Source organism: Streptomyces sp. NPDC088810, assembly GCF_044750305.1.
Taxonomy (GTDB): Bacteria; Actinomycetota; Actinomycetes; order Streptomycetales; family Streptomycetaceae; genus Streptomyces.
Genome location: NZ_JBIVJQ010000022.1, coordinates 1 through 21,049, shown reverse-complemented (window position 1 = coordinate 21,049; position 21,049 = coordinate 1). Strand labels below are relative to the sequence as shown.

Annotated in this window: 14 protein-coding genes; 3 read left to right on the top strand and 11 right to left on the bottom strand. The window is 68.4% G+C overall.

The features are described 5' to 3' along the window. Positions 1-93: 93 nt before the first annotated feature. The 11 genes from ACIP4Y_RS38320 to ACIP4Y_RS38270 all read right to left on the bottom strand — a co-directional run bounded on the left by ACIP4Y_RS38320 (position 94) and on the right by ACIP4Y_RS38270 (position 12,414). Positions 94-930: a siderophore-interacting protein gene (locus ACIP4Y_RS38320; RefSeq protein ID WP_401401762.1), complete on the bottom strand. Its 837-nt coding sequence runs from the start codon at positions 928-930 to the stop codon at positions 94-96. After that, positions 930-3,491: an amino acid adenylation domain-containing protein gene (locus ACIP4Y_RS38315; RefSeq protein WP_401401759.1), complete on the bottom strand. Its 2,562-nt coding sequence runs from the start codon at positions 3,489-3,491 to the stop codon at positions 930-932. Before ACIP4Y_RS38315 ends, ACIP4Y_RS38320 begins: the two co-directional genes overlap by 1 nt. Positions 3,492-3,572: 81 nt before the next feature. Further along, positions 3,573-4,382: a 2-keto-4-pentenoate hydratase gene (locus ACIP4Y_RS38310; protein WP_401401756.1), complete on the bottom strand. Its 810-nt coding sequence runs from the start codon at positions 4,380-4,382 to the stop codon at positions 3,573-3,575. 17 nt (positions 4,383-4,399) lie between these two features. Continuing rightward, complete coding sequence (locus ACIP4Y_RS38305; protein ID WP_358648202.1) at positions 4,400-5,380, bottom strand: class I SAM-dependent methyltransferase; 981 nt, start codon at positions 5,378-5,380, stop codon at positions 4,400-4,402. 35 nt (positions 5,381-5,415) lie between these two features. Further along, complete coding sequence (dmpG, locus tag ACIP4Y_RS38300; RefSeq protein ID WP_358648201.1) at positions 5,416-6,453, bottom strand: 4-hydroxy-2-oxovalerate aldolase; 1,038 nt, start codon at positions 6,451-6,453, stop codon at positions 5,416-5,418. Then, positions 6,450-7,307, bottom strand: coding sequence for an acetaldehyde dehydrogenase (acetylating) (locus tag ACIP4Y_RS38295; protein ID WP_401401752.1), 858 nt, complete (start codon positions 7,305-7,307; stop codon positions 6,450-6,452). The genes dmpG and ACIP4Y_RS38295 overlap by 4 nt, the downstream gene beginning before the upstream one ends. A gap of 71 nt (positions 7,308-7,378) precedes the next feature. Next, the gene (locus tag ACIP4Y_RS38290) at positions 7,379-8,491 is read right to left on the bottom strand and encodes a prephenate dehydrogenase (protein WP_401401750.1); all 1,113 of its coding nucleotides are present in this window, start codon (positions 8,489-8,491) and stop codon (positions 7,379-7,381) included. A 21-nt stretch (positions 8,492-8,512) separates the two neighbouring features. Further along, on the bottom strand, positions 8,513-10,003 hold the full coding sequence (locus tag ACIP4Y_RS38285) for a tryptophan 7-halogenase (protein ID WP_401401747.1): 1,491 nt from the start codon (positions 10,001-10,003) through the stop codon (positions 8,513-8,515). A gap of 26 nt (positions 10,004-10,029) precedes the next feature. After that, positions 10,030-11,115, bottom strand: coding sequence for an alpha-hydroxy acid oxidase (locus ACIP4Y_RS38280; protein WP_358648197.1), 1,086 nt, complete (start codon positions 11,113-11,115; stop codon positions 10,030-10,032). Further along, entirely contained in the window at positions 11,115-12,197 is a 1,083-nt protein-coding gene (gene hppD / locus ACIP4Y_RS38275) for a 4-hydroxyphenylpyruvate dioxygenase (RefSeq protein ID WP_401401744.1), read from the bottom strand. Before hppD ends, ACIP4Y_RS38280 begins: the two co-directional genes overlap by 1 nt. Before the next feature lie 4 nt (positions 12,198-12,201). Then, entirely contained in the window at positions 12,202-12,414 is a 213-nt protein-coding gene (locus tag ACIP4Y_RS38270) for an MbtH family protein (RefSeq protein ID WP_358648195.1), read from the bottom strand. A gap of 677 nt (positions 12,415-13,091) precedes the next feature. On the opposite strand from ACIP4Y_RS38270, the gene ACIP4Y_RS38265 reads away from it, so the two are divergent. The 3 genes from ACIP4Y_RS38265 to ACIP4Y_RS38255 all read left to right on the top strand — a co-directional run. Continuing rightward, positions 13,092-13,394 carry a hypothetical protein gene (locus tag ACIP4Y_RS38265; RefSeq protein WP_401401741.1) on the top strand — a complete coding sequence of 101 codons (303 nt, stop codon included), beginning with the start codon at positions 13,092-13,094 and terminating at the stop codon, positions 13,392-13,394. Positions 13,395-13,432: 38 nt separating this feature from the next. Further along, positions 13,433-14,398: a ParB/RepB/Spo0J family partition protein gene (locus ACIP4Y_RS38260; RefSeq protein WP_401401738.1), complete on the top strand. Its 966-nt coding sequence runs from the start codon at positions 13,433-13,435 to the stop codon at positions 14,396-14,398. 172 nt (positions 14,399-14,570) lie between these two features. Then, positions 14,571-21,049, top strand: a 6,479-nt coding sequence (locus ACIP4Y_RS38255; protein ID WP_401401737.1) for an amino acid adenylation domain-containing protein, incomplete at its 3' end; no start/stop codon positions are given.

Sequence of the window (21,049 nt, the reverse complement as noted above, 5' to 3'; positions counted from 1 at the left end):
GCCAACAGAAGAGAACGGGCACTGGCTCACCGATGACCGCCGCCCACGGGGAGTGGGCGGCGACGTCACCGATGTCATGGAAAGGGCCGAGAACTACGCCGGGGTCGGGTCCGCCGGGTCGCGGCTCCACTCGGACTTGGTGGACTGCCATCCGTCCTCGTCCACCCCGCGCCGCCAGTAGCCGGAAATGGACAGCTGATCGCGGGTCAGGCCGCGTTCCATTCGGAGGTGCTGCCGCAGCGCCTTCACGAAGTGCGCCTCACCGTGGACGAAGGCATGCACCGTTCCGGTCGGGAAGTCCAGTGCGGAGACGGCCTCGTGAAGCGCGTCGCCAATCTGACGCTCCCCGCGGTGCAGCCAGACGATCTCGGCATCGGCCGGCGTCCGGATCTCCTGCTCGTCCTCCGGACCGGAGACCTCGATGAACGCCTTGACGACCGCTCCTGACGGCATTGCCTCCAGGGAAGCCGCGATCGCGGGCAGGGCGGCCTCATCTCCGGCGAGCAGATGCCAATCGGCCTCTGGGCTGGGCGAGTAGCCGCCGCCGGGACCGATGAAGTAGATCTCCTCACCGGGCTTGACCGTCGCGGCCCAGGGGCCGGCCAGACCACGCTCACCGTGGTGGACGAAGTCCAGGGTCAGTTCGACGGCCTCCGGGTCCCACCCGCGGACCGTGTACGTCCGGGTCTTGGGCCACTGGTCCCGGGGGAAGTCCCGGCGAATGGCCGCGATGTCGAACGGCTCGGGGTACCGCACACCCTCGAGGGGGAAGATCAACTTAACGTAGTGATCGGTGTACTGTCCGGCGGCGAACCTCTGCAGGCCCTCACCGCCGAGGACAACCCTGGCCATGTGCGGGGTCACCCATTCGACGCGCAGCACCCGTCCTCGGTGCAGCGTCGACCTGTTGGCCGCAGGCTGGTCGGACATCAGTGGCTCCTCGCCTGCTTCATTCCGTCAGAACTGGTCTTCATCGCCCGAGCCAGAACCGGAGCGATGTCCGCAAGCGCATCCGCGCTCATCATCTGCATGTGCTCGAACGGAGTGACGTGCTTCTCGATCCGGCCGCTCACATACGGCTCCCAGACCTCCGCGAGTCCGGTGGACCCACCGTCCGGCCCGGCCGCCTCAATGAAGATCATGTTGCCGTCGAAGTGCTCGGTGGCCGCTCCCCGGCTGATCCTGAGGTTGTTCTCCGTGATGTCGATGAGAGCGGCGACAGTCCGCTCCTCGAGGCTGGCCAGTGTTCCGCCGTGGGCCTTGAGAATCTCGAGGATGCGCGGCATCTCGATCGGCTCGTCGCCGGCTTCGGCGTAAAAGGCTCCGATTCCGTCGAACGCGAGCTCCAGGAGATCGCGCTGGCTGCGCGAACGGTCCGAGCTCGCGTGCCCTCCGGTGCCGGAATCGAGCACGGCCAGCAGGGACACCTGCTCGCCCTCCTGCTGGAGGCGGGCCGCCAGGGTATGCGCGACCTTGCCGCCGAAGGACCAGCCCAGGAGGGAGTACGGGCCGGACGGCTGGATCGCCCGGATGCGGCCGAGGTAGTCCTCGATCAGCTCGTCCATGTCGGCGGAGAGCGGCTCGTCCACGCCCAGCCCGCGGGCCTGGAGCCCGTACACCGGGAACTCCTTCGGGGCGTAGCGCAGCAGACCGGCGTAGCACCAGGCCATGCCGCCTCCGGGGTGCACGCAGAACAGCGGCGGACGGCTGCCGACCGGCCGCAGGTTCAGCACGTGCTCCAGCGCGCTGTCCTGCTCCTCGCTGTCCGCCTGGCCCAGGTTCGACAGAGCGGCCACGGTGGGAGTGTTGAGCAGGCTGCGGATCGAGAGCTTCACGCCCAGGATCGCCCGTACTCGGCTGACCAGGCGAGTGGCGGACAGGGAGTGGCCGCCCAGCTCGAAGAAGTTGTCGTCGATGCCGACCGCCGGCACGCCCAGGATCTCGGCGAACAGGCCGCACAGGATCTCCTCGCGCGGGGTCCGCGGAGCGCGTCCGGTCCGGGTGGTCGTCGCCGTGTCCGGTGCGGGCAGGGCGCGGTAGTCGACCTTGCCGTTGGTGGTCAGCGGGAGCCGGTCGAGCACGACGAACGCGGAGGGGACCATGTACTCCGGCAGCAGGCCGGCCGTGTGCGCGCGCAGCGCCTCGGTGTCCAGGGTGCCGGTGTCGGTGACCACGTAGGCGGCCAGGCGCTTGTCGCCGGGCTGGTCCTCGCGGGCCACGACCGCGACCTGGGACAGTCCGGGGAAGTGTCCCAACACGGCTTCGATCTCGCCGAGTTCGATGCGGAAGCCGCGGATCTTGACCTGGTCGTCGGCCCGGCCGACGAACTCCAGCAGTCCCTCGTCGGACCAGCGGGCCAGATCACCGGTGCGGTACATCCGGCTGCCGGCCGGGCCGAAGGGGTCGGCGACGAACCGTTCCGCGGTCAGGTCAGGACGTCCGAAGTACCCGCGGGCCAGTCCCGCACCCGCCAGATAAAGCTCCCCGGCCACGTCCGCCGGGACCAGCGAGAGCGCGTCGTCCAGGATGTAGGCCTGCATGCCGTCCAGCGGACGTCCCACCGGGATCGGCGCCGGCACCGCGTTGGCCGCGGTCCAGGGGGCCTGGGTGGCGAACAGCGTGGTCTCGGTCGGACCGTAGGCGCAGCGCACCACCGTGTCCGGGCAGTGCTCCAGGACTCGTCGTACGGCGGTCGGGGAGATCACGTCACCGCCGGTGATGACCTCGCGGACGTTCTTGAAGCAGCCCGGGTCCTCCTCCGCCATCACCCGGAACAGACCCGCCGTCACTTGAAGACCGGTGATCTCCTCCTCGGCGATCAGACGGGCCAGCGTCGCCACACTCAGATCACCCTCGGGCGACACCACCGTCCGCCCACCGTGCAGCAGCGGCACCCACAGCTCGTACGTCGACGGGTCGAACGCGTACGGGGCCACCATCAGCACCCGTTCGTGCGCACCCTCGCCGAACATCCCGTCCACGACCAGCTCGAGGACGTCGCGGTGCGTCACCGCCACACCCTTCGGGCGGCCCGTCGAACCCGAGGTGTACATCACGTACGCCAGCCGGTCCGGCCGGCACTCCACGCCCGGGTCGGTGGCGGGCAGCCCGGCCAGCTGCTCGTCCTCGTCCACCACCACGACCACCGGGGCATCCGGCAGGCCGCGGCCGCGCATCGCCGTGTCGGCCAGCAGCACCGGCGCGGACGTCTCGTCCACGATCCACTGCATCCGCTCCAGCGGATACCCGCTGTGCAGCGGCAGATAGAACGCACCCGCCTTCAGCACCGCCAGCAGCGCCACCACCAGATCCACCGAGCGCTCCATCAGCACCGCCACCGGCGCCTCCGGACCCACCCCCGAACCCACCAGCCGATGCGCCAGCCGGTTCGCCCGCTCATCCAGCTCCCGGTACGACAGCTCCCGCCCCGCACACCGCACCGCCACCCCGTCCGGGGAGCGCAGCACCTGAGCCGCGAAAGCCGCCTGCACCGAATCACCGATCAACGCCGCGCTCGAATCGAACGACCGATCGTCGGCGGCATCAACAGCACCCGCAGCACGCATTACCCATCACCTTCTTTCGATCTCGCATGTGTTTCGCATAGAAAGGGATACGGATCCCAAGGACCCGAATGACGCCCTGACGGTGGCGCCGGGCTCGAGATCGATCGCTGCGGCCAGCGATCCGGCCAGGACCACGTCGCCGGCACCGATCCCCGCGCCGAAAGAGGCCAAGATGCGTACCAGGCATGCCACGGACTCCGCCGGATGCCCCATCACGGCCGAACCGTTCGCCGTCAGGACGGACTCACCCGACTCGAACACCATCGTCTCGGCGGCGAGGTCGCGCCCGTCGAAGGGAACGCCCTTGCCCAGAACGGCCATGGCCGACGAGGCGTTGTCTGCGACGGTGTCCACCCACGCGATGTCCCAGTTCTCGATACGGCTGTCGAGCACCTCCAGGGCCGGGAAGAGCTCGGTGGTGGCGGCCAGGACATCCGCCGCCGTCGTGCGGGGATCGGAGAGGTCGGCGCCGATCCGGAACGCGATCTCCCCCTCGACCTTGGGCGAGATGAACCGTTCCGGATCGAGGCTGGCGCCATCGGCGAGGAGCATGCCTTCGGTCAGAAACCCGAAATCCGGCTCATCGACACCGAACATCTCCTGGATCGCGACGCTTGTGGCGCCGATCTTGTACCCGGCGTGCACCGCTCCGTCCTTGTGTTCAAGGGCACGGAGTTCTCGCTGGACGATGTAGGCGTCCTGCGCGGTGAAATAGGGATACCGGGCGGAGATGGGCGGTATCGGCTTGCGCTCGTTCTTGGCGTTCCACAGTTCGCCGGCTATCTGCTCGTGAACGGCGTGGGGACCATGCAGCATGACTCGTCCTCGGGGAGTTACTTGGTCGCCAGGAACAGCCGACCACCCGGCATGACCTGCGAGATGCACTCGACGTTCGAGAAGCCGGCGCTGCGGAACTTCTCGACCCACTGGTCCTCGGTGGGAAGCTCGACTCCCATGAAGGTCGAGTGCAGGTAGGTGAAGAGAGCGCTGAACTTGCGCTCGCGGTCCTCCTGCCCGTACGAGACCGCGTCGACCACGGCCACGAGCCCGCCGGGCGCGAGGGCCTTGTGGCATGTGCGCAGCACGTCGTCGAAGGCGGCTTCGTCCTGCAGGACGTCGTGCATCACGAAGCAGGCCTGAATGACATCCGCCCCCTCCAGGGGGCTGGGATCGGCGATCAGGGATTCGACCGACCGCTCGACGACCTGCAGCCGGCCGTCCACGCCGGCTCGTCCCGCGGCCTCTCGCGCAGCAGCGCAGGCACCCGCGCTCAGGTCGAGGGCGACACCGGTACGGCGGTCGTCCTGAACGAGAAGGTCGATGAGCAGACCGGCCGCGCCCGCGCCGAGGTCGACGACGTGCTTCGCGTCGGCGGCCACCACCCGGTCGACAACGGCGGGGTAGAAGGTGCGGTCCCCGATCCAGCGCGAGCTGACCGCCACCCGGCGGCCGTCGCGGCGGTAGGCGTCGGCGGCGGACTCGCTGTCGGTGAGGAAGGCCCGCGCGTTCTGCAGGAACGGGCTGTTGGCCGTCAGCGCCCAGGACAGGTACCCGACCTCGTGCCGCCAGTCCGCGTAGTCGTCGGACGCGCGGTACCGGTCGTTCCCGTCCTCGGCGGTGAGCAGCCCGGCGGCCGACAGCGCATGCACGAAGCCCTTGAGGCTGTCCTCGGAGAGACCGGTCGCCTCGGCCAGGTCCGCGGCGCCGAAGGTGCGGCCCGAGTCCAGCACCTCGTCCACGCCGATCTCGGCGGCGATCTGCAGCAGCGCGGCGACCGCCGCGAAATCCGCTCCCGCCTCACGCACGGAATTCATGTTCACCTTTACTCCTTGCCTTTCTGAAAAGGTCATCAAATGACGTCGTACAGAGAGTTCTTTTCGGCGAGACCCATCGCCACTTCGATGATGGTGTCCTCCTGGCCTGCGACGACGCCCCTGCGGCCCAGCTCCATCAGGATTTCTCGCGGGTCCACCTTGAAGCGCTCCGCGGCGCGGCGGGTGGGGGCGGCGAATCCGGAGAAGACACCGGCGATACCGCTGGCGATGGTGACGCTGTCGTTCGTCGGAATGACCTTGACGAAGGTGGATTCCGCGAGATCGGCCGCGTCGAGTGCCGCGAACAGCTGGAGATTGGTCTCGATCTGCTCCAGGTGCAGGTTCGCGGCGACCAGTTCGAGCGGTGCGTTGCCAGCCCCGGCGCCGAAGCCGCGCGCCGTCACGTCCACGATGGTCGCGCCGGCCTTGACGGCCGCCATGCTGTTGCCCACCGAAAGGCCGAGATTGTTGTGGCCGTGGAAGCCGATCTCGATGTCGAGTGCCTCGACGAGCGCGCCGACCTTCTCCTGAACCGCAGCCGGGGTGTACGCGCCGGCCGAGTCCATCAGGATGACCGCGTGTGCGCCGTACTCCTGCATGAGCCGCGCCTGCTTGACGAGCGTCTCGGTCGGCGCCATGTGGCTCATCAGCAGCATGCCCTTGACGGTCACATCCATCGCCCGGAGCATCATGATCTGCTGGCGGGTCACATCCGCCTCGGTGCAGTGGGCAGCGACCCTGACCTCGTCGACTCCGCACTCCAGCGCGGGCTTCAGATTTCGCTCGACCGTCGCGATCCCCGGTATGGACAGGACGCCCAGCCGCGTGTTCTTCAGTTGGGCGCGCGCGGCTTCGAGCATCTCCATGTCGGTCAGCGCGGCACGTCCGACCTGGATGGACGAGGCGCCGAGTCCATTGCCGTGCCCGACCTCGAGGAGGTCGGCCCCTGCGAGCTCTGCGGCCTTGGCATAGGAGGAGATGTCCGAATGACCCAGCTGGTGCGATACGGCGTGATTTCCGTCCCGCAGGGTCGTGTCACAGATCTTGAGCCGCCGCTCGGCATGTGCACTCATCGACGTGCCTCCGCTCGTCCCTCGGCGACAGCCACTGCCGCACAGGTGATGACGTCCAAATTCCCGGCGTAGCGCGGCAACCAGTCACCGAGGCCTTCCACCTCGATGGTCACCATGATGCGATCGTCAACAGCCACCGGCGGAACGACAACGCGATAGCCCGGGACATAGGAATTGATCCGCTTCTCCATGGCGTCGACCGAGACGCGCAGCGCTTCCATGTCGATCTTTTCCGAAGCCGGGACTGCGATGGTGTTCCGCATGACGATTCCCGGCTCCGCCGGATTGATGATGAGAATCGTCTTGGCGGTGTCCACCTGACAGAACTCGTAGGTGGCCCGCTGCGTGGTGAAAGCGTATTCGTCGATGTTCGCCCTCGTCGCGGGACCGACACTCGCCGACGAGCTGGCCGTGGCGATCTCCAGGTATCCCAGGCCGCCGTCGGAGGCGTCGCTGAAGCAGCGAGCGATGGGCACCGCGGCCTGTCCGCCGCAGGTCACCATGCTCACGTTCTGCTCGTCGAGGCACTCCTCGAGGTTGAGTGCCGGGACGCAGAACCTGCCAAGATGCGCCGGCGTGAGGTCGATGACCGGAATTCCCAGGCCCTCGAGGATCTTCCAGTTGTGCAGCGCGTCCTGGGCCGACGTGGCATCGAACACCACGTCGATCCGGTCCGCCATCTCGGCAAGGGCGTCGATCCCGCCGGCCGTCGTCGGGATGCCGTGAGAATTCGCGAGCTCGATACCCGGTGAGCTGTTGCGTCGGCCGACGAACGATTCGCACCGGAGCTGGGGCGAGGCCATCACCTTGAGCAGCAGATCGCAGCCGATGTTTCCCGTGCCTATGATAGCCACGCGAAGAGGGTCAGCAATGGATCCTTCTTGTGCGTACATTCACCTGTCCTCTCTCGAAAAAGGCTTTTGATTCAGGCTGAACAGGGCGTGCCGGCGACCGGGTCGACGGATTCGGCATTCCAACCGGCATGGCCCAGTCGCAGGACGATCTGTCCGGCCCGCATTGCGGGCACCGCGAACATGACGGAGAACGTTCCTTCTTCCGCGGAGTACCGCGGCACCACGTCCTCCGGCTCCACCTGGAATTCCTTGAGCGCGTCCAGCAGGCGGACCAACTGCCCGGGGCGCTCCGGCACCAGGACCTCAAGGTGCGCCTGCCGGTCGGGACCCTGCCATCCCTGAATCGCCGCCAGTCCGGCAGCACCTCTGTTCAGCAGGTCGACCATCGGCTCCAGGCTCCGACTCCTGTTGTCCTGCGGTTCGCCGGACAGGTCGTCGAGCGTGGTCAGCAGTGTCGTCAGGTCGTCCCTCAGTTCCCGGAGCACTCCGGCGACAGCCGGTGCGTTGGCCTGCAGGATGTCGCTCCACAGCCCGGTGTCCCTGACAGCCATCCGCGTCACGTCGCACAGCTCTTGCCCCGCGAGCCGGAACGACTCCCGCGAACCGTGTTGAAGTCGCGCGGCCATGAGACTGGCCACCAGATGAGGAGCGTGCGAGGTCAACGCCACCGCGTCGTCGTGTGCGCGACCGCCCATGATCACTGGAACGGCCCCGCACAGCGCGATCATTTCGAGCACCCGGTTCACCGCGTCCTGGGACGTCGGCTCCGACGGCGTCAGGACCCAGGCCCGGTCCTCGAACAGATCCGCGCGGGCGGCAAGCGGACCGCCTCGCTCACCGCCGGCAAGAGGATGTCCACCGACGTAGCTGGACGGGGTGACCTCCCGTGCCAACTGTGCCTTCACACTGGCCACGTCGGTGTAGCTCCGGGCCAGCCCTCGTGCCTGCATCTCCGCGAGCACACCGCCGACCGCGCTCGGCGGTACGGCGATCACCGCCAGGTCGACCTGCTTGTCCGAAGGACCAACCACGCCCGCGCCCAACGCGGCGGCCGTGCGAGCGGCTACTTCGTCCTGGTCGAGCAGATGCACCTTCATCCCGTGCCGGCTCACGGCCAGTCCGATCGACGTACCGATCAGGCCCGTGCCGACCACAGCCATCGTTCGCATCACCGAAACCCCCATGTCGCCGACTGCCTGGAAAGGTCAGTAGCGGAAGTCCGCCCAGTGCATTCCGTCGGCGGACGGCACCAGACCGCCGTCCCGGATCGGACCCTCGTCGTCGAGAACCTCGCCCAGCGCGGCATGGAGCTGGATCTTGGCCCCCTCCTCGAGCACGGACTGGACGAGCGTCGAGTCGAACAGGTCGCGCTCCGTTCCGCTCTCGCCCGCGGGCTGGTCGGCCAGCTCGGAGAACTCCCGGAACGTGGACTCGCGCTGCTCGGCGTAGGGAGCGGCGTTGACCAGACCGCTCTCTTGCGAAGCTCCGCCGCCGACCAGTTCGACGAAGGACTCGAGTCCGGGTGCCGAGCTGTTCATGACCTTCTTGGCGGTCCAGAAGTACGAGTCCTCGTCCTGGTGCATGTCGTAGAACGCCACCAGGAAGTCATGGAAGAGCGAGTACTCGTTCCGGTACCGCGCCTCGTACTCCTCGAAGCACTTCGCCTCCTCGAAGCCCCCGCTCAGCGAGGAGTTGATGGAACGAGCGGCCAGCAGACCGCTGTAGGTGGCGAGGTGGACGCCGGAGGAGAAGACCGGATCGATGAAGCAGGCCGCATCGCCGACCAGGACCATGCCGGGGCGCCAGAACTTGTCCTGGCAGTACGAGTAGTCCTTGCGGACCCGGATCTCGCCGTAGGGCCCGCTCTCCACCCGGCGCGCCTCGGACAGGTACTCCGCGATGAGCGGGCACTCGTCGATCAGGCTCATCAGAGCCTTCTCCCGGTCCCCCTGCACCCGGTCCAGGGACTCGCGCCGCAGTACCGCGCCGACGCTGGTGAGCTCATCGGTGAGCGGGATGTACCAGAACCAGCCGGCGTCGAAGGCGGCGCAGAGGATGTTGCCGGAGTTGGGCGCGGGAAGCCGCTTTCCGCCCTCGAAGTACCCGAAGAGTGCGATGTTCTGGAAGAAGTCCGAGTAGTGCCGGGTACCGCCGATCCGGCCGTGAATGCGGCTCTTGTTGCCCGAGGCGTCCACCACGAAGCGGCTGCGCACCTCGTGCCGAACCCCGGCGGCGTCGGCGTAGAGCACCCCGCTGACGCGGCCGTCCTCCTCGATCACATCCACCACGGAGCTCTTCTCGCGGACCTCGACCCCCTTGCTGCGGGCGTTGTCCAGGAGGATCTGGTCGAACTTCATCCGCTCGACCTGGTAGGCCAGCGAGGTCGGGCCCGAGAAGGTCTCGGAGACGGAGAAGGAGAACGTCCACGGCTCGGGGCTGCTCCCCCATCGGAAGGTGCCGCCGCGCTTGGGCATGAACGCGGCCTTCTCCAGCTCCTCCGAGACACCGAGGAGCCGGCAGATACCGTGCACCGTCGAAGGCAGGAGGGACTCCCCGATCTGGTACCGGGGGAACTCCTCCTTCTCCAGCAGTAGAACTCGGTGACCCTGCATGGCCACCAGGGTGGAAACGGTGGAACCGCCCGGCCCACCACCGACGACGACCACGTCGAATTCGTGGTGGTTCTTTTCAGGCATCGATTTCCTCTCCTTCCAAAGTTGATTCAGCGAGTAAGCGTGCGCAACGCACGTGCGGCGGCCAGATCGGCACAGCCGGCCAGGAGGAGGGCCTCCTCGAGTTCCGTCCGCAGGATCGAGAGCACCTGGGTGACTCCCTGGGCCCCGGCTGTACTCAGCCCCCACAGCACCGGACGCCCGATCAGGACCCCGTCGGCGCCCAGCGCCAGCGCTCGCAGGATGTCGGTGCCGCTGCGGACACCGCTGTCCATCAGGACCTGGCACCGCCCGTCCACCGCTTCGACCACCCAGGGCAGTGCGGTGATGCTGGGCAGCGCGCCGTCCAACTGCCGGCCACCGTGGTTGGACACCACCACGGCGTCGACCCCGAGCCGGACCGCCTGTTCCGCATCCGTGGGAGCGAGAATTCCCTTGATCACCAGGGGAAGCCGGGTCTGCTCCCGGATCCACTCCAGGTCGGACCAGCCGAACGTGGGGTCGAAGGCGATCTTCGTGTGCGCGGCCACCGCTGACTCGCTGGCCCGGCGTGAGTGTGCCGCAGAGGGGCCGTCGGGCTCCAGGTTGGCACTGCGGATCCAGGCGGGAAGCGTGAACTCGTTCCGCAGGTCGCGCAGCCGGCGGCCCATGATCGGGACATCCACGGTCACCATCAAGGCCTGGCAGCCGACCTGCTCGGCGCGGCGGATCAGCTCGATCATCCGGCCGCGGTCGTGCAACCAGTACAGCTGGAACCACAGGTCCGCCCCGACCTTGGCGATCTCCTCCAGCGAAGTGCTGCTGATCGTGCTGACCACGAAGGGCACCTGCGCCGCCCGAGCACCCTCCGCGGCTGCGAGTTCGCCCTCCGGCCACAGCAGCCGCTGGTACGCCATCGGCGCCACCGCGAGCGGCAGCGCAGCCGAAGTGCCCGGCAACTGCGCACCGGTGTCGCTCGTCTTGACGCCCGCCAGCACCCTGGGCACCAGTGACACGCTGTCCAGTGCCGCACGGTTGGCGTCCAGGGTGGCTTCCGTGCCGCTGCCACCGGCGATGAAGTCCCACACCGGCGGCGCCAAACGGGCGGCGGCCGACTGCTGCAGGTCTTCCAGGCACACGGGCTGCGCTTGTGCCATTACTTCTCAGCCTCCGCGTCGGCCCGCTGTCGCTCGACCGCTTCGTAGAGCGCCTTGATGTTCCCGCTCCCGAAGGTGCGGGCACCCATGCGCTCGATGACCTCCATGAAGAAGGTGCGCTTCGGGTGGACCGAGGAAGTGAAGATCTGGAAGAGCTGGCCGTCGTGGTCCTCGTCGACCAAGATGTCCAGTTCCTTCAGTTCGGAAACAGAATACTTGCTCAGATCCAGGGACAGCAGCCGGTAGTAGGCATCCGGAGTGCCGAGGAAAGACACACCCTGCGACTTGAGCAGACCCACCGACTCCACAATGCTGTCGGTGGTGAAAGCGATGTGCTGGACGCCGGCCCCGCCGTGATTCTTCAGGAACCCGTCGATCTGCCCGGGCTCCAACGAGGTGTCGGGTTCGATGAGGGTGAGCGTGACACCACCGGATCGACTCTGGACCACCTTGGAGTCCATTGCCTGGCTGCCCACCATGATGCGCTCTTCGAAGATCATCCGGAAGTCCAGGACGTTTTCGTAGAACTCCACCGTAGGCCCGAGCTGGCCGGCCTCGAGGCAGATGGCGAAGTGGTCGATCGTGCGCAGTCCACTGTCGAACCGCGTGCCCGTTCCGGGAACCGGCGAGAAACCCGGAAGCTTCCGCACATCCTCGTTCTCCGGACGCTGCACGAAGGTGTGGATCACATCTCCGAAGCCTCTGATCGAGGCCGTCACCAGCCCGTTCCGCTCGGCCGGCTCCGCCACCGCGGCGGCGCCCCGACGCACCGCCTCGTCAAACACCTCCCTGACATCGGGGGTGGTGAGCGCGATGTTGGCCACCCCGTCACCGTGCTGCTCGACGTAGGCGGCTGCGGGGTGGTCAGCACCCTGCGCCGTCGTCAGCACCAGCCGGATCTGGTCCTTGCCGAGCGCCACCGAACGGATGCCCGTGACGGACTCGGCCGGCTCGGAGGCGCCGTAGACCTCGAATCCATAGCTGTCTATGAACTGCGCCGCAGCAGCCGCGGTGTCGTGGACGTAGAACTCGACATGGTCGATGGACAGTCCGCCGAAGACGGACGCATTCGAATTAGCCATTGCTTCACGCCGTTGCGTTCATCTGCTGGACGAGGCTCTGCGGCCGCATGTCCGTCCAGCTCGCGTTGATGTAGTCGATGCACGATGCGCGATCGCTCTGGTGAACGACGGTCCAGCCGGCCGGAACCTCGGTGAACTTCGGCCAGAGCGAGTACTGCTCCTCATCGTTGATCAGTACGAGGTACTCCGCCTCGGAGTTCTCGAAAGGATTGGACATGACGTGACTCCTTCTGTTCCCTGCGACTGCACACGGAGTTTCTCGTCCTTGGTGGATGGAAGGCGCTAAAGAATTCGGCAACGCAAGCAGGAACGATTCACTGTGCGCACGATCACCCCGTTGAGTGGCCCAGTGGCCTTCTGGAATGAGGTTTGCACGGCCGGTGGGAGAACTCCAACCCTCCGCCGGTCGCGTCCAGGACGAACGCGCGTGTACGCACTTCCCGTTCCCCCTCCGCGATAGGGGGCGATACGGAGCGTCCATCTGCCGCAGTGCCGCAGATGGACGCTGTTCCTCGAGAAGTGGGCCGCGACGGGGCCTTTCAAGGGGTGGCCGCTAGAGGCCTGGCCGGTGTGTGCCAATGCGACAAAGGCACTGGTCAATCGCATTTTCCAGAAGCCGGCGACTGGCACTGACCGGCCCGGGCATTTCCTGCCAGCCACCAGTCCTTACGAGCGGGGTGCACGGCGGGGGAAGCTTTCTCCGTCGCCACCGAGAAACGGCCGCTGAACAGGCCGGATGCCAGGCGATTGACCCATGCCCCTCCCCACAGGAGCACCGCTATGCCTCGCGCCGCTGCTGTCGTCGCCACCTGTCCTCCGACATCGCTCGTCATCGCCGGTGGGACTGGGAAGCACGCCCCGCGTCGCCGGATCGGCTGAGCAGGAGGCACCACCATGCTCCCCGTAGTCGTACACCTGACCCCGTCCCAGCCGGCCGGGGAGTTCATCCCCAACACCGCTGAGGTCGAAAGCCTGACCTGGGCGGCCGCCTTGCCGCAGGACTGCTTGGAGCACCTGACGGTGACACGAGGCGCCGAGGACCTGAGCACCACGGTCTTCGTCAGGGCACGCGACCTGGCCCACGCCAAGCAGCAGGTCGATCGACTCATGCAACGGATGCCGGGACAGGCCCCGCCCATGGCCGGATGGACTGCCACCCAGTGCATCGCTGTCGATCTTCGGAGGCCGACCCAGTGAGAGCGACGTACGCACAGACTGCCGAGGTTCCTGTCGCCATGCTGACAGCCGGCGAGTCCCCCCGGTCAACCGGGGAGGACGAAGAACACATCAGCCTTCTGGCCGAGTCCGAGGAGCAGCTTCCGCCCATCCTGGTGGACCGCCGCACCATGCGGGTCATCGACGGGAACCACCGCCTTGCCGCCGCCCGGCTGCGCGGTCAACAGACCATCGCCGTACGGTTCTTCGACGGCAGCGCCGACGACGCGTTCCTGCGCGGCGTCGAGGCGAACGTCACGCACGGTCTTCCCCTCTCCCAGGCCGATCGGTGTGCTGCCGCGGAAAGGATCGTGGCGACCCATCCGCACATGTCCGACCGGTCCATCGCCCGCGCCTCGGGCCTCGGCGCCAAGACCGTGGCGGCGATCCGCCAGCGTTCCTGCGCAGGTCCCCAGGAGAACGCGCGGGTCGGCAGGGACGGCCGGGTCCGGCCGCTGAGCAGCGTGCAGGGCCGGCAGCGCGCGGCCGAGGTCCTGGCCGAGCATCCGCAGGCCTCGCTGCGCGAGGTGGCGCGGATCGCGGGGATCTCGCCGATGACGGTGAGTGACGTCCGCAAGCGCCTGGAGGCAGGCCAGGATCCCGGCGGGACGGGCAGTGTGCCCAGGCAGCGGGGCGACAGCGGCACCGCCGCGGCACGGGAGCGTTCGAGCGCGCCGCTCGCCGCAGCGGCCGGCCCCACGGTGCGGCGCATGCAGCCGCGACAGGCGGACCCTGCCGCGGTACTGGAGAAGCTGCGGCGTGACCCTGCCCTGCGCCAGCGGGAATCGGGGCGCCAGCTGCTGCGCCTGCTGCAGTACAACGCCATCGGCCAGCAGATGTGGGCCGACCTGGCCACCGCGGTACCGCCGCACTCCGGTGGCCTGGTGGCGCAGCTGGCCAGCCAATTCGCCGAGACCTGGATGGAGTTCGCGCAGGAGTTGGGCGAGCAGCTCCAGGATCCGGACACCCAGAGGATGAGCGGATGAGCGGCGTCTCGCCGGCTCCGACCGCTCCGGCTGAACTTCGTACGAACTCGATTCCGAATGACGGTGATTGGTAATGCGTGCTGCGGGTGCTGTTGATGTCGCCGACGATCGGTCGTTCGATTCGAGCGCGGCGTTGATCGGTGATTCGGTGCAGGCGGCTTTTGCGGCTCAGGTGCTGCGCTCCCCGGACGGGGTGGCGGTGCGGTGTGCGGGGCGGGAGCTGTCGTACCGGGAGCTGGATGAGCGGGCGAACCGGCTGGCGCATCGGCTGGTGGGTCTGGGGGTGGGTCCGGAGGCGCCGGTGGCGGTGCTGATGGAGCGCTCGGTGGATCTGGTGGTGGCGCTGCTGGCGGTGCTGAAGGCGGGTGCGTTCTATCTGCCGCTGCACAGCGGGTATCCGCTGGAGCGGATGCAGTGGATCGTGGACGAGACGTCCGCGCCGGTGCTGCTGGCCGACACGGCGATGCGTGGCCGCGGCCTGCCGGATGCGCCGGTGGTCGTGGTGGTGGACGAGGACGAGACGCTCGCCTCGCTGCCCGCCACCGACCCGGGCGTGGAGTGCCGGCCGGACCGGCTGGCGTACGTGATGTACACCTCGGGTTCGACGGGCCGCCCGAAGGGTGTGGCGGTGACGCACCGCGACGTCCTCGAGCTGGTCGTGGACGGGATGTTCGGCGAGGGTGCGCACGAGCGGGTGCTGATGGTGGCCCCGTACGCGTTCGACCCGTCGACGTACGAGCTGTGGGTGCCGCTGCTGCACGGTGGGCGGACGGTGGTGTCGCCCGAGGGTGATCTGAGTGTGGCGACGCTGGCCCGTCTGATCGCCGAGGAGGAGATCACCGGTCTTCAAGTGACGGCGGGTCTGTTCCGGGTGATGGCGGAGGAGGACCCGGGCTGCTTCAAGAACGTCCGCGAGGTCATCACCGGCGGTGACGTGATCTCCCCGACCGCCGTACGACGAGTCCTGGAGCACTGCCCGGACATCGTTGTGCGGTCGACGTACGGCCCTACCGAGACCACCCTGTTCGCCACCCAGGCCCCCTGGACCGCCACCGACACCGTGCCCGCCCCGGTACCCGTCGGACGCCCGCTCGACGGCATGCGCGCCCATGTTCTCGATGAGAACCTGTCGCTGGTCCCCTCAGGCGTGACCGGGGAGCTGTACCTGGCGGGTGCGGGACTGGCCCGCGGGTACTACGGACGTCCTGACCTGACCGCGGAACGGTTCGTCGCCGACCCCTTCGGCCCGGCCGGCAGCCGGATGTACCGCACCGGTGACCTGGCCCGCTGGTCCGACCAGGGACTGCTGGAGTTCGTCGGCCGGGCCGACCACCAGGTCAAGATCCGCGGCTTCCGCATCGAACTCGGCGAGATCGAAGCCGTGTTGGGACGCTTTCCCGGACTGTCCCAGGTCGCGGTCGTGGCCCGCGAGGACCAGCCCGGCGACAAGCGCCTGGTCGCCTACGTGGTCACCGACACCGGCACCCTGGACACCGAGGCGCTGCGCGCGCACACGGCCGGCCTGCTGCCGGAGTACATGGTCCCCTCCGCGTTCGTCGTGCTCGACCGGCTCCCGCTGACCTCCAACGGCAAGGTCGACTACCGCGCCCTGCCCGCACCCGACCAGCCCACCGCCGGCACCGGACGCGCCCCCCGCAGCCCTCAGGAGGAGACCCTCTGCCGGCTGTTCGCCGACATCCTCGGCGTGCCGGCGGTCGGCATCGACGACAACTTCTTCGAGCTGGGCGGCCACTCCCTGTCCGCCACTCGCCTCATCAGCCGCATCCGCACCACGCTCGACATCGAACTGCCGGTACGCAGCCTCTTCGAAACCCCCACGATCGCCACGCTCGCCGCCCAGATCGCGCAAGCGGGCTCGGCCAGGACCGCGCTGACCGCGATGGAGCGCCCGGCACGGATTCCGCTGTCACCGGCGCAGAACGGCCTCTGGTTCCTCAACACCATGGAGAGGACGAGCGCCACTTACGTCCTGCCGCTCGCCGTGCGGCTGTCAGGGGACCTCGATCGAGCAGCCCTGGAAGCGGCGATAGCCGATGTGATGGGTCGGCACGAGAGCCTTCGGACGGTCTTCCCGGAGGTCGACGGGCAACCTCAGCAGCGCATTCTGGATCCCGCCCAGGTCCGCCCCCCGCTCCCTGTGGTGGAGGTCGGGACAGCGGACCTGGACGAGGCACTCCGAGCCGCCGGCAACACCGCCTTCGATGTCACTGTCGATCTGCCGCTGCGGGCCCGGCTGTTCGCCACCGGTCCGGACCACCACGTCCTGCTTCTGGTGCAGCATCACATCGGGAACGACGGCTGGTCGCTGGCTCCGCTGGCCCGGGACATCAGCCTTGCCTACGCCTCGCGATGCGCGGGTTCAGCACCGACCTGGTCGCCGTTGCCGGTGCAGTACGCCGACTACACCCTGTGGCTGCACGAACTCCTCGGCTCGGAGGACGACCCCGACTCCTTGGCGACCAAGCAGCTCGCCTTCTGGAAGCGGGCCCTGGACGGAATTCCCGACCAGCTCGAGCTGCCCTTCGACCGCCCCCGGCCGAAGATCGCCGACTACCGCGGCGACACCGTCCCGATCCGGATCGACGCCGACCTCCACCGCGCGCTCCTACGCCTGGCCCAGGAGACCAACACCACGCTGTTCATGGTGCTCCAGGCCGCCCTCGCCACCCTGCTCAGCCGGCTCGGCGCGGGCTCGGACATCCCCCTGGGAACCCCCGTCGCCGGACGCACCGACGAAGCACTGGACGACCTCGTCGGCTTCTTCGTCAACACCCTCGTCCTGCGCAACGACACCTCGGGCAACCCGACGTTCCGCGAACTCCTCGCCCGCACCCGCGAGACCGACCTGACCGCCTACTCCCACCAGGACATCCCGTTCGAACGACTGGTGGAAGCGATCAACCCCCAGCGCTCACTGGCCCGCAATCCCCTGTTCCAGGTGATGCTGGCGCTGCACACCCAGGCGGCTCCCTCGTTCGACCTGCCCGGTCTGTCGGCCGTCACGGAGGACCTCACCAAGGACGTGACGAGCTTGGATCTCACGTTCAACTTCTACGAGGTCACGGACGGCTCCGGAGAGCCCGCGGGTCTCGACGGCTTCCTGGAGTACCGCACCGACCTGTCCGACATGACCACCGCGGAGCGGTTCACCGAGGGGCTCCGGCTGCTGCTGGCGGCCGTCGCCGAGCGCCCCGACCTGCCGATCGGTGCCGCCGAACTGCTCTCCCCGGCCGAGCGGAGCGAACTGCTCGCCGAGGGGGCGGGCGACCCGGCTCCTGAGCACCGGTTCTTCACCGACCTGTTCCAGGAGCAGGCGGCGCTCCGCCCGAACGCACCGGCGCTGGAGCACGAGGGCACCGTCCTCACCTATGCCGAGCTGAACACGCGGGCCAACCACGTGGCCCACTGGCTGATCCGGCAGGGCATCGGCTCCGAGCAGCTGGTGGCACTGGCGGTGCCGCGGTCGGTGGAGATGGTGGCGGCGCTGCTGGGCGTCCTGAAGGCCGGCGCCGCCTTCCTTCCCATCGATCCGGCATACCCGGCGGACCGCGTCGCCTTCATGCTCCGGGACGCCGCACCGGTCCGCGTGCTCACCAGCCGGGAGGTTGCCGGGCGGCTCCCGCAGGGCGGCCCGGAGGTTCTGATCCTCGACGACCCTGCGGCCCTGGCCGGACTCGACGGTACCGATCCCACGGATGCCGAGCGGACCTCTCGGCTCCGGCCCGACGGCCTGGCGTACACCATCTACACCTCGGGCTCCACCGGCGCCCCCAAGGGCGTGGCCGTCAGCCACCGCGGCATCTGCGCGCTGGCCGCCACGCTGGCGGAGAAGTACCAGGTCCGGCCGGACGACCGGGTCCTCCAGTTGGCCTCGATCAGCTTCGACATGGCTCTCGAGGACTTCCTCCGGGCGTTCTGCTTCGGCGCGACCCTCGTCGTCCCCGCGCCCGGTCCCCTCGTAGGGGACGCCCTCGGCGACTTTCTGGAGCAGCGCCGGATCTCCTGTGCCGACATGCCGCCCAGCGTGCTCGCCACCCTGCCAGCGCGGCCCTTCCCCGCCCTGCGTGTGCTGAGCGTCGGCGGCGAGGCGTGCCCCCCTGCGCTGACCGCGCGCTGGGCGGCCGGCCGGCGGATGCTGAACCTCTACGGGCCCACGGAGTCGACTATTTCGGCGACGGCCAGCGAGCCGCTGTCCGCTACCGACCCGTCCGCGTCCACCCCCATCGGAGCGCCGGTGCGGGGCACCCGCGTGTACGTCCTGGACGAGCGGCTGCGACTGGCGCCGCGAGGAGTGCCGGGAGAGTTGTACATCGCCGGCGCAGGCCTGGCCCGGGGGTACCTGCGTCGTCCGGGGCTGACGGCGGAGCGGTTCGTGGCCGACCCCTTCGGCCCGGCCGGCAGCCGGATGTACCGCACCGGTGACCTGGTGCGATGGCGGGACGGTCAGCTCGAGTTCGTCGGCCGGGCCGACGACCAGGTGAAGATCCGCGGATTCCGCATCGAGCTCGGCGAGATCGAGGCGGTGCTGGGTCGTCATCCGGCGGTGTCGCAGGTTGCGGTGGTGGTACGTGAGGACCAGCCCGGTGACAAACGCCTGGTGGCCTATGTGGTGCCCGGATCCGGGGGCCGTGGCGTGGGCGCCGACGCCCTGCGCGCTCATGTGGGTGAGTCCTTGCCGGAGTTCATGGTTCCTTCGGCGTTCGTGGTGCTGGACCGTCTGGTGTTGACCACCAACGGCAAGCTGGACCGGCGGGCCCTGCCTGTGCCCGTGTACGAGGCGGAAGTGGGCGGGCGTAGTGCGCGCAGTCCGCAGGAGGAGATCCTGTGCGGGCTGTTCGCCGACATCCTGGGCGTACCCGTAGTGGGTATCGACGACAGCTTCTTCGAGCTGGGCGGGCATTCCCTGCTGGCGGCCCGGATGGTCAGCCGGATCAGGTCGGTTCTGGGTGTCGAGGTGCCGGTACGGACCTTGTTCGAGGCTCCGACGGTTGCCGCCCTGACCGGTCGGCTCTTGGAGGCGGGTTCGGCCAGGCCCGCGTTGACGGTGGTGGAGCGCCCTGAGGTGGTGCCGCTGTCGCCGGCGCAGAACCGGCTGTGGTTCCTCAACAAGCTGGAAGGGGCGAGTGCCACCTACAACGTCCCGGTCGCGTTCCGGATCACGGGAGACCTGGACGCGCATGCCCTGGAGCAGGCCCTGAACGATGTGGTGGTCCGGCACGAAAGCCTGCGGACGGTCTTCCAGGAGATCGACGGAAACCCGGCCCAGATCGTGCTGGGGACGAGCGCCGTCCACCTGAAGCTGCATCACGTCGACTGTGACCCGAGCGAGTTGAACGAGACGCTGCGCACGGCCGGGCAGTACGTCTTCGACCTGTCAGCCGAAACTCCGCTGCGGGCAACGCTGTTCATGGTCGGCCCGAAGGAACGGGTCCTGCTGCTGCTCCTGCACCACATCGCGAGCGATGGCGCCTCGATGGGGCCGCTCGTGCGCGATCTGGAGACCGCGTTCCGCGCCCGGCTCCAAGCCCACGCACCGGCGTGGTCCGCGCTCCCGGTGCAGTACGCCGACTACACGCTGTGGCAGCGTGAGCTCCTCGGCGCGGAGGACGACCCCGGTTCCCTGGTGAGTGAGCAGCTGGCCTTCTGGACCGAGGCGCTGGAAGGCATCCCGGACCAGCTCGAGCTGCCCTTCGACCGCCCCCGGCCGAAGGTGGCCAGCTACCGCGGCGACATGGTTCCGGTCCGCATCGACCCCGAGGTGCACCGCGCGCTCATCGACCTGGCCCGGGACACGAACACCACGGTGTTCATGGTGCTCCAGGCCGCCGTCGCCACCCTGCTGAGCCGGCTGGGCGCGGGGTCGGACATCCCGATCGGGACCCCGAGCTCAGGACGCACCGACGAGACCCTCGACGATCTGGTCGGCCTCTTCCTCAATACGCTGGTGCTGCGGACCGACACCTCGGGGAACCCGACGTTCCGGGAGCTTCTGGAGCGGGTCCGCAAGACCGCCCTGACCGCCTACATGCACCAGGACGTGCCGTTCGAGCGCGTGGTCGAGGCCGTCAATCCGACTCGCTCGCCGTCCTGGCATCCGCTCTTCCAGGTCATGGTGGTCCTGCAGAACACCGGGGGTTACGAGTTCTCGCTGCCCGGCACGTTGACTGAACCCGAGGAGGCGTTCAGCACCAGTACGGCCAAGTTCGATCTCGGTTTCATCCTCAACGAGCGCTACGAGGCCGACAACCGTCCGGCCGGGCTCGACGGGATGCTGGAGTACAGCACCGACGTCTTCCGGAAGGGCACCGCCGAACGGATGGTGGCCCAGCTGGTACAGGTGCTGACACAGCTCAGCAGCGCTCCCGACCGCCGGATCAGTGAAACGGACATTCTGTCGCCGGCCGAGCGTGTGCGGTTGTTGGAGTCGTGGGCCGGGGCGGAGCCCGGTGGGGGGCTCGGTGCCGGTTCGGTGCAGGCGGCTTTCACGGCTCAGGTGCTGCGCTCCCCGGACGGGGTGGCGGTGCGGTGTGCGGGACGGGAGCTGTCGTACCGGGAGCTGGATGAGCGGGCGAACCGGCTGGCGCATCGGCTGGTGGGTCTGGGGGTGGGTCCGGAGGCGCCGGTGGCGGT